Annotated in this window: 11 protein-coding genes and 1 pseudogene; 7 read left to right on the top strand and 5 right to left on the bottom strand. The window is 63.8% G+C overall.

Annotation, left to right across the window (positions count from 1 at the left end; all coding sequences use genetic code 11):
* Positions 1-663 (bottom strand): FAD-dependent oxidoreductase (locus B4E36_RS03455; protein WP_345899977.1); only part of this gene is annotated, 663 nt, incomplete at its 3' end.
* Positions 664-1,011: 348 nt separating this feature from the next.
* Between B4E36_RS03455 and rpsU the strand changes: the two genes are divergently transcribed.
* Both rpsU and B4E36_RS03445 read left to right on the top strand, forming a co-directional pair.
* A complete protein-coding gene (gene rpsU, locus B4E36_RS03450; protein ID WP_026173590.1) occupies positions 1,012-1,224 on the top strand; it encodes a 30S ribosomal protein S21 in 213 nt (70 codons plus the stop codon).
* Between the two features lie 177 nt (positions 1,225-1,401).
* Positions 1,402-2,277 carry a tetratricopeptide repeat protein gene (locus B4E36_RS03445; RefSeq protein ID WP_414673718.1) on the top strand — a complete coding sequence of 292 codons (876 nt, stop codon included), beginning with the start codon at positions 1,402-1,404 and terminating at the stop codon, positions 2,275-2,277.
* A 17-nt stretch (positions 2,278-2,294) separates the two neighbouring features.
* Here the strand turns inward: B4E36_RS03445 and B4E36_RS03440 are convergent, their stop codons facing one another.
* Positions 2,295-3,824: a TonB family protein gene (locus B4E36_RS03440; RefSeq protein WP_345899976.1), complete on the bottom strand. Its 1,530-nt coding sequence runs from the start codon at positions 3,822-3,824 to the stop codon at positions 2,295-2,297.
* A gap of 38 nt (positions 3,825-3,862) precedes the next feature.
* Entirely contained in the window at positions 3,863-4,297 is a 435-nt protein-coding gene (locus B4E36_RS03435; protein WP_292059369.1) for a hypothetical protein, read from the bottom strand.
* Between the two features lie 175 nt (positions 4,298-4,472).
* On the opposite strand from B4E36_RS03435, the gene hemP reads away from it, so the two are divergent.
* The 5 genes from hemP to B4E36_RS03410 are packed head-to-tail and all read left to right on the top strand — an operon-like array spanning position 4,473 to position 8,480.
* Positions 4,473-4,646 carry a hemin uptake protein HemP gene (gene hemP / locus B4E36_RS03430; protein WP_345899975.1) on the top strand — a complete coding sequence of 58 codons (174 nt, stop codon included), beginning with the start codon at positions 4,473-4,475 and terminating at the stop codon, positions 4,644-4,646.
* A 2-nt stretch (positions 4,647-4,648) separates the two neighbouring features.
* The gene (locus B4E36_RS03425; protein WP_292059365.1) at positions 4,649-5,719 is read left to right on the top strand and encodes a hemin-degrading factor; all 1,071 of its coding nucleotides are present in this window, start codon (positions 4,649-4,651) and stop codon (positions 5,717-5,719) included.
* An 8-nt stretch (positions 5,720-5,727) separates the two neighbouring features.
* Entirely contained in the window at positions 5,728-6,600 is an 873-nt protein-coding gene (locus B4E36_RS03420) for a heme/hemin ABC transporter substrate-binding protein (protein ID WP_292059363.1), read from the top strand.
* A 6-nt stretch (positions 6,601-6,606) separates the two neighbouring features.
* Complete coding sequence (locus B4E36_RS03415; protein ID WP_345899974.1) at positions 6,607-7,692, top strand: iron ABC transporter permease; 1,086 nt, start codon at positions 6,607-6,609, stop codon at positions 7,690-7,692.
* Positions 7,693-7,694: 2 nt separating this feature from the next.
* Complete coding sequence (locus B4E36_RS03410; protein WP_345899973.1) at positions 7,695-8,480, top strand: heme ABC transporter ATP-binding protein; 786 nt, start codon at positions 7,695-7,697, stop codon at positions 8,478-8,480.
* A gap of 60 nt (positions 8,481-8,540) precedes the next feature.
* On the opposite strand, the gene rsmD is transcribed toward B4E36_RS03410, so the two are convergent.
* A complete protein-coding gene (gene rsmD / locus B4E36_RS03405; protein ID WP_292059356.1) occupies positions 8,541-9,098 on the bottom strand; it encodes a 16S rRNA (guanine(966)-N(2))-methyltransferase RsmD in 558 nt (185 codons plus the stop codon).
* Positions 9,079-9,354, bottom strand: a pseudogene (locus B4E36_RS03400) (pseudouridine synthase); the annotation flags it as partial. The pseudogene B4E36_RS03400 and the gene rsmD, both read right to left, overlap by 20 nt.

Genomic DNA, 9,354 nt, shown 5'->3' with positions numbered 1-9,354 from the left:
CCCCGTCACCGCGCCATCCGCGCCCCTGCGGATACCCTTGACCTCGCAGTTCTGGATGATGTGGACACCGCGATCCGAGGCCGCGCGGCCATAGCCCCAGACGACCGCGTCATGGCGGGCCGTGCCCGCGCGGCGCTGCAAGGCCGCACCGTTGACCGGATAACGCGCGGAGGCCGAGATATCGAGCGGCGGGCAGTATTCCTTGGCCTGAACCGGGGTCAGCCATTCATTGTCGATGCCGTAGAGCCGGTTGGCGTGAACATGGCGCTTGAACGACTGGCGGTCATGTTCATTATGCGACAGCATCATCACGCCGCGCGGCGAGAACATGACGTTGTAATTGAGATCGAGCGACAGGCCTTCCCACATCTTGAGCGAATGCTCGTAGATGTCCATGCTCTCGTCATAGAGATAATTGGAGCGCACGATCGTGGTGTTGCGGCCGGTATTGCCGCCGCCGACCCAGCCCTTTTCGATCACGGCGATATTGGTGATGCCGTGCTCCTTGGCGAGGTAATAGGCAGCGCCCATGCCATGACCGCCGCCGCCAATGATGATGACATCATACTCGCTTTTCGGCTCCGGCGAGGTCCAGTGCTTTTCCCAGCCCTTGTGGTGGCGCATGGCCTCGCGCGCGAGAGCGAAAACGGAATATTTGCGCATTATGGGGCTCCATCGGGGTTCGCCGGGTCGTTGCGACTATACCAATCGCAAATCGGAATACGAGGCAACGTCCTTTTTGCGACGCTTTTTCGATCCGCCTTCGACATCGCGATTTCCGTGGCGTCGTCTTTCAAAAAGGATTGCCTTTGCCGGCGAATCCTGTCAATCGGAGCCCGGATTTTTCGCCACATCGGTCCTTGTCTTGCGGTAAGGACTGGACTTATCGCCCGCGATCTGTTAATCGCGACGCCAGATATGGGCGGATTGTGCCGCCTGAAGACCAATCAATGCCTGAACGTGCAAGTATTTGCCAGGCTCAGACACCAACGATTAAGGAACGGGATACACGTGCAAGTACTTGTCCGCGACAACAATGTTGACCAGGCCCTCCGCGCTCTGAAGAAGAAAATGCAGCGCGAAGGCATCTTCCGCGAAATGAAGATGCGCGACCATTACGAAAAGCCCTCGCAGAAGCGTGCGCGCGAAAAGGCGGAAGCCATCCGCCGCGTTCGCAAGCTGGCTCGCAAGCGCGCCGTTCGCGAAGGTCTGGTTTCTCGCTGATTGTCGCTTTTTCAGCACATTGATGCGTTCTTAGGGCGGGAGCACATGTTCCCGCCTTTTTATTTGGCAGAATTTTAACCTCGATCATGTAGATTGTGGGGACGCCCTTTTCAAAACCGGAAGGGGAACAAAAACTTCCCGCCGGCTGTTGTCGCAAAAGGCATGCAATTATTGGGGATGGATATGACGAAGATCACCAGCGCGCTTTCGGGCGGCTCGTTCATGACAGCAAACGGCAGCGCCGTCAGGAATATAATCCTGGCGGGCACACTTGCCCTACTCGCCGGTTGCCAGACCAGCCAGGTCATGAACCAGAACGTGGTCAGCATCGATGCCGCCCAGGGTTCCGAGCAGAACATCGCCTCGCTTTCGAGCGTGATCGCCGCCAACCCCAACGATCCCGGCGCCTATAATGTGCGCGGCGCGGCCTATGGCCGGGCCGGCGACGACCGCCGGGCTATCGAGGATTTCAACCAGGCGATCGCGCTCAATCCGAACTACTATCAGGCCTATGCCAACCGGGCGCTGATCGAGCGCAGCATGGGCCGGCAGATGGACGCGCTGAACGATTACAATCGCGCGATCCAGATCAACAGCAGCTATGATGTCGCCTATATCGGTCGCGGCAATCTCTACAGCGAATCGGGCCAGCTCGACGACGCGTTCAACGATTACACCCGCGCCATCCAGCTCAACACCACGGATCCGCGCGCCTACCATAGCCGCGGCCTGATCTACCAGAAGCGCGGGCAGCAGGAACTGGCGATCGCCGATTTCTCCAAGGCGATCTCGCTGTCGCCGAAATCGCCGCAGCCCTATAATGGTCGCGGCGTCTCCTACCTGGCGCTGAACGACGACCAGAACGCCCGCGCCGATTTCGACAAGGCGCTGGCGCTCGACCAATCCGTCGCCGAAAGCTGGGCCAATATCGGCCTCGTGTTCGAACGCCAAGGCGATTTCACCAAGGCTGCCTCCTATTACCAGAAGGCCAAGCAGCTCGACCCCAATTATCTGCCGGCCATCCAGGGCCTTCAGCGCACAATTGGTTCTTAAGCGAGCAACCGTCCGCTTCAGCGACCGAGATTGAGCTGGATCGGCAGGGAGAAATTGTGGCTCGCGCCGCGATAGCTTGCCGGGAACGCGCCGAAGGGACCGGCGGCGCGGGCGCGCTGCAACACGATCGCATCGACCTTGCCATTGCCCGATGATCTTGCCAGCGACAGTCCGGCGATGGCGCCCGAACGGTTCAATCGCACATTGACGACAACGGTCGACTGCAGTTTTCCAACGCCGCGATAATAGCGTTCCGAGGCCACGGAGCGGCGCAGCTTGGCCCTGAGCCTGCCGGCATAATTGGCCATCTCCGCCTCGCCGTTTCCGCGATTGCCAGCCCGCGCTTCGGCCGCCTGGCTTGCGCCACTGTTGGCCGTCCCCGAAGCCACACCCTTGCGCGCATCGCGGTTGGACTGGCCGGAGGAGCCGGCCGAAGACCGCTTCACCACCTGCCGCTGTTCAACCGGTTTCGGTTTGGCGCGCTCCTCGGCCTTGCGCGCCGCCACCTGATCCTCGGGCAATGGCTCGGTCTTCCACGGCGAGGGCGCGGGCACAGGCGCATCGATATCATAGGCAAGCTCCGGATCGTCCTCCTGCGCCTTGATCGTCTCGACCGGCTCGGTCTGCGCCATCAGCGGCTCAGCCGTTTCGGCCGGCGGGTTGACCGGCGTCTCCTGCGGCGGTAGCGCTTCGGTGACAACAGGCGCGGATGCGGGGACTTCGGCAGGCGAGACGGCCTGCTCCACAACCGGCGGCGCCGGAGGAACCGTTGAGGGCGCAAGCGCCGTGGTTGGCGCTGCGGCAAGCACCGTCGGCTGGCTCGGCTGGGCGACGACCTGTTCCGCGGCCACCGGCGCGGCGGTTTCGGCCTCCGGCGATGCGAGCGCCTCGGCCGGCGTGGGCGCGGCCTGTTCAACGGGCGCCGGCGGCTGAGGTTGAAGGGGTTCGACTGCGGTCGTCTCCAGCGGCTCGGCCTCGACCGCCGTCGCGGTTTCCACCGGCACCGGCTCGGCCTCGACCATGGTCGGCTCCGCGCCGCTTGCGGCCGCGTCGACATCGCCGTTGCCGACCATGATCACGCTGACGACGGTGCTGCCCTCTTCTTGAGGGGCTTCCGGCAGAACGCGAGCGACATGGAGGGCGAAAGCGAAGGCGGCGGAATGGAGCAGCAGCGAGACCAGCGTTGCCGCCGAAATGCGCTTGCCGGCGCGCGCGCTGCCCCTCTCGAGGAAACCCGTCTGCGGGACAACGCCGAGTTCGGCATCCTCAAGCGGCAATTCTACGGCATCGGTCTCGCCATCCCCGTCGCCGGGCTCCGTTTTGCGGGCGGAACTGGCCGCGTTCGCCGCCGCCTTCAGCTCGAACACCACCTTATCAAGGTCGACGGACGACGCAGGCGCAATGCCGATTTTGGGGGCGATTTCGGGCGCTGCCGCGCCATAGGGGCTGCTATCCCGCACGACAGCATCATCGAGCGCGTCATCGTCGAGACGCTCGCGCATGCCGCCCGGCAAGCCCATCGCAAACATGGCCTGGTCATTCATCATCGGGAGCTATTGTCCACTCAATTACGGTCTGGCCGGTTTCAGCCGTCGAAGGGAATACCCGCCTTCGAACCGGTTTGAAGCGCGCCCATGCAATCCACGCCCTCGGCGTCGCAGACCTTGATATCGTTTAAAAGCAGCCCGCCGAGCGCGTCACAGCCTTCGCCGGGCAGTTCGAACTGGCGCACGCGTTTCTTGCCGGCCGGAAGGGTCAGGAAATCGAGCATGGTCAGCCTGTCGACGACGCCCTCACTGTCAAACAGCGCGACCTCGGCCTGAAGGCTTTCAATCGTCTCGGGCAGGTCGTTTTCCACCAGAAATGTGAGCTTGCAGCCATTGTCGGTGCTCTCGAGCGTGTTCAGCGAAATCGAAAGCCCGGTCGGTTCGCTCGCCGGCGCTTCACTGGCCGCTTCCTGCGCCAGCACGGGCTGCGACAGGGCGAAAACGAGGGCGGTTGCGCAAATCGATAATCTCATCGTCTGGAATCTCCGGAATTTGAAAAGGCCCTCAGGGGCATATCGCGATCGGCCACAATCCTATCCCTCAACAGGCAAAACGTCTATTGCGTGGATAGACAAAGGTGATTAATAGAGTCAACTTATAAAACATGATTTTCAGAATCAAGTATATACGGACGCAGGCAGCTTACCAATGAATCACGACAAGGAACCAGCAAAGACCGGCGCGAAAGCCGGAGCGCGCGGCTTGCCGGTTCTGGAAAGCGAGACGCTCTTTCAGGGGCAAAACGAGATCGTCATCCGCCATCAGGGCGCCGAGTACCGCATGAAGATCACCCGCCAAGGCAAACTCATTCTGAACAAGTAGGCATGAAAGACATGACTGAGACGACACCAGAACAGATCCGCGAATTCCGCAGCCAGAACCCGAAAATGCGCGAGCGCGATATCGCAGCCCGACTCAATATCAGCGAGGCGGCGCTGGTGGCGGCCGAAGTCGGCCTGACCGCGACCCGGATCGCGCCGGAGCCGTCCCACCTTCTCGACCACGCCGAAAGCTTCGGTGAAATCATGGCGCTGTCGCGCAATGAAAGCGCCGTCCACGAGAAGATCGGCGTTTTCGAGAATATCAAAAACGGCAAGAACGCCGCGATCGTGCTCGGCGAAAACATTGATCTTCGGATTTTCCCGAGCCGCTGGGCCCACGCCTTCGCCGTGACCAAGACGGATGACAACGGCGCGGAGAAACTGAGCCTGCAATATTTCGACATGACGGGCACGGCTGTGTTCAAACTGCACCTGCGCCCCGCCTCCAATGTCGAGGCCTATCGCGATTTCGTCGAGAAACACCGGCTGGAAGACCAGAGTCAGACCGTCCTGACCGAGGCCTTCGCGCCCCATGACGCAGATCACGCCCGCGATGCCAATGCCGTCGATGTCGAGCTTCTGCGCGACCGCTGGACGGCGCTCACCGATACCCATCAGTTCTTCGGCATGCTGAACGATCTGAAGCTCCACCGCCAGACCGCGATCGCGACCGTGGGCGACGACTATGCCTACCGCCTCGCCGATGACGCCGTCGCGACCATGTTCCATGCCGCGGCCGAGACGCCGGACCTGCCGCTGATGGTGTTCGTCGCCAACAACGGCATCGTGCAGATCCATTCCGGCCCGGTGTCCAATGTCGTCGAGATGGGACCGTGGATCAACGTGATGGACCCGACCTTCCACCTGCATCTGCGCCGCGACCAGATCGCCGAGACCTGGCTGGTGCGCAAGCCCACCAGCGACGGTCATGTCACATCGATCGAAGCTTTCAACGCGAACGGCGAACTGATCATTCAGTTCTTCGGCAAGCGTCTGGAAGGCTATGCCGAGCGTCCCGTCTGGCGCGCGCTTGCCGAGAGCCTGCCGCGCCATGCGCAAACGGCAGCAGCGTGAGGATACCGATGACCGGACATTTTCTGAACCGCCCCCTCGCCGCCCTCCTGCTTCTCGCTGGCGCAACATCCGCCGGCGCAACCGAGCCGCTTGCCGACCCCTCGCGCCTCGTCACCATTGGCGGCTCGATAACGGAGATCGCCTATGCGCTCGGCGCAGGCGACCAGATCGTCGGCCGCGACACCACCAGCACCTATCCGCCGGAAGCCGCCGCCAAGCCCGATATCGGCTATATGCGCCAACTTTCGCCGGAAGGCGTGCTGTCGATCAATCCGAGCGCCATCATCACCATCGAGGGCGCGGGACCGCCGCAAACGATGGATGTGCTGAAACAGGCGGAGGTCGAAATGGCGGTGGTGCCGGAGGATTACAGCCGCGACGGCATCCTCGCCAAGGTCGAGATGGTGGGCGCGCTGATCGGAAGAGAGGCCGAAGCGGACGCGCTGGCGGACGACATCAAGGCCAGGCTCGATCCGCTTCTGGCGGCAAACGAGGCCCGGCCCGAAGAGGAGCGCAAGAGCGCGCTGTTCATCCTTAGCCTTAATGGCGGCAAGGTCATGGCATCGGGCACCGGCACGGCCGCCAACGGCATGATCGAGGCTGCCGGCCTCGATAACGCGATCGGCGATTTTCCGGGCTACAAGGCGCTTTCCGACGAGGCGATCATCAAGGCCGCGCCGGATGTCATCATCCTGATGGACGAGAGCGCCGGCAGCCGCGCGCCGACCAATGATGATATCGCCGCCAACCCGGCCCTGTCGCTGACGCCGGCCGGCGAGGCGATGGCGATCTACCGGATCGATCCGGTCGGCATGCTGAATTTCGGCCCGCGCTTTGCCGAAAACCTCGCTGCGCTGACAACCGAGATCTACGGAGACTGAGCGGCAATGACGGTGATCGAAGCCTTGTCGGGCGCGCGCTGGCGCGAAAGCGGAGACCGCTCCGATCTCGCCGTGGTCATGATCGCGGCGCTCGTCGTCGCCTCCGGGCTGGCGATCCTGATCTCGGTCGCCAACGGAGCCTCGGATGCCTCGCTCTTCGATGTCGCGAAAGCAATCGTCACAGGCGACAGCGCGGCGCTCGCGGCGCGTGACCGGATCATCATCTTCGATATCCGGCTGCCGCGCGCGTTCATGGGCTTTCTGGTGGGCGCGTCGCTTGCCGTCTGCGGCGCGGCGATGCAGGGCCTGTTCCGCAATCCGCTGGCGGATCCCGGCCTTGTCGGGGTTTCGGCGGGCGCGGGGCTTGGCGCGGTCATCATGATCGTGCTCGGCGGCACCATCGCCGCACCGGTCTATGCCCTGCTCGGCTTCTATGCCCTGCCCGCCGCAGCCTTTCTCGGCGGGCTCGTCACCACGCTTCTGCTCTACCGGATTTCCACCAGCCACGGCCAGACCTCGGTGGCGACCATGTTGCTGGCCGGCATCGCGCTGTCGGCGCTGGCGGGCGCGGCCACCGGCTTTCTGGTCTATCTCGCCAACGATCAGCAATTGCGCGATCTCACCTTCTGGTCGATGGGCTCCCTTGCCGGCGCGACATGGACCAAGCTTGCGGCGATCAGCCCGATCATGCTGGCGGCCTTCGCCGTGCTTCCGTTCATGGCCAAGGGGCTGAACGCGATCACGCTCGGCGAGGCGACGGCCTATCACATCGGCATCCCGGTGCAGCGGCTGAAGAATATCACCATCATCGCCGTTGCCGCCGCCACCGGCGCGGGCGTCGCGGTCTCGGGCGGGATCGGCTTTGTCGGCATTGTCGTGCCGCATCTTCTGCGGCTCGTCATCGGCCCCGACCACCGCTATCTGCTGCCGGCCTCGGCGCTGCTTGGCGGCGCGCTGCTGGTGCTCGCCGATCTGTTCGCCCGCACGGTCGTAGCACCCGCGGAACTGCCGATCGGCATCATCACGGCGATTGCCGGCGGGCCGTTCTTCCTGTGGATCCTCCTCAAAAACCGCTCGCGGCTCAATTTGTAATCATGATCGAAATCCGGAATATGAGCGTCACGCTTTCAGGCCGCGCGGTTTTGAAAGACGTCGCGCTGCAAGCCGTTCCCGGCGCGCTCACCGCAATCTGCGGCCCGAACGGCTGCGGCAAGACGACAACACTGAAGGCGATCGCGGGCGACCTCGCGCCCGATCAGGGCGTGGTTGAGATCAACGGCGAGACGGTAGCGGAGCTTGCACCCTGGCGGCTGGCGCAGATGCGCGGCGTCTTGCCGCAATCCTCCAACCTCGCCTTCCCCTTCACCGTCGCCGAGGTGCTGCGCATGGGGCTTTCGGGCCGTGCCCACCGCGCCGACGACCGCGCGACCATGGAGAAGGCGCTCGGCGCCGTCGACCTCCACGGCTTCGAAGGCCGCTTCTATCAGGAACTTTCGGGCGGCGAACAGCAGCGCGTCCAGCTTGCCCGGGTGCTGTGCCAGATCGAGGCGCCGGTCGCCCATGGCAAGCCGCGCTGGCTGCTTCTGGACGAGCCGGTGGCCAGCCTCGATATCCTGCACCAGCTTGCGATCATGCGGCTGGCGCGCGATTTCTGCCGTGCCGGCGGCGGGGTGATCGCGATCATGCACGACCTCAACCTGACCGCGCTGTTCGCCGATCATGTGGTGCTGATGCGCGAGGGTCGGGTGATCGCCGCGGGCAGCCCGAAGGACACCATCACCGACGACAATCTCCACGCCGTCTTCGCCACAAGGTTATCCGTCAGCCAGAAGCCGAAGGACGATACGCCCTTCGTGCTGCCGCATTCGGCCGTCAGTTAGGAATACAATCCTTGCAAGATTGGGGGCTATGCGGAGAGGCTGGCCGATCACGGAAATAACTCAGGCGCGATACCGGTAGAAATGCATTCGCGTGTCGCCGAATTCGCGGGTCTCCAGCGGCTGGTAATCCTCCGAAACCATTGGCGCCAAATCCGCGCGCTCCTCCAGGATCGCGAGCGCCCCGGGCTTCAGCCAGCCGCCATCATGGGCCGCGGCCATTGCCTTTTCGCCGAGCCCCTTGCCATAAGGCGGGTCGGCGAACAGGAAATCATAGGGCTCTATCCGGTTGGCGGGGCCGAGACGCGTGGCGTCGCGGCGCATGATCCGGGTGCGGCCGGCAAGGCCAAGAGCCTCGATATTGGACCATAAAAGCCCCCTGCCCTCGACGCTGTTTTCAACGAACAGCACCGCCTTGACGCCACGCGAGAGCGCCTCGAGCCCCATCGCGCCGGTGCCCGCGAACAGATCGATCATCCGCGCGCCGTCGAGCGCCTCCGGATAGGCATGGCTCAGAATATTGAACAGGCTCTCGCGGGTGCGGTCGGTCGTCGGCCTTATGTCGGAGGACTTCGGCGTGGCGAGCGCGCGCCCGCGAAACTCACCGCCGACGATCCGCATTGCCCTTCGGCCCCCTGCCCGGACCGCCCTCACGTGAACCGCCGGAGCGCGGCCTGTCGCCGCCCGGACGCTTGCCGCCTTCGGGGCGTCCGCCGCGCTTGTCGCCGGAAGGACGGTCGCCGCGTGGCGCTGCGCCTTCCCGCTTCGGCCCGTCGAAACGCTTGCCGCCTTCCGGCCGGCCCTCGCCGCGCGGCCGCTTGGGGCCGTCGAAACGCCGCGCCTCGCCGGTATCTTCGGCACCGGCCTCACGCGGCTT

The sequence above is a fragment of the Martelella sp. UBA3392 genome, from assembly GCF_002358775.1.
GTDB lineage: Bacteria > Pseudomonadota > Alphaproteobacteria > Rhizobiales > Rhizobiaceae > Martelella > Martelella mediterranea.
The sequence above is the reverse complement of the archived record's forward strand: the minus strand, read 5'-3'. Positions and strand labels throughout refer to the sequence as shown.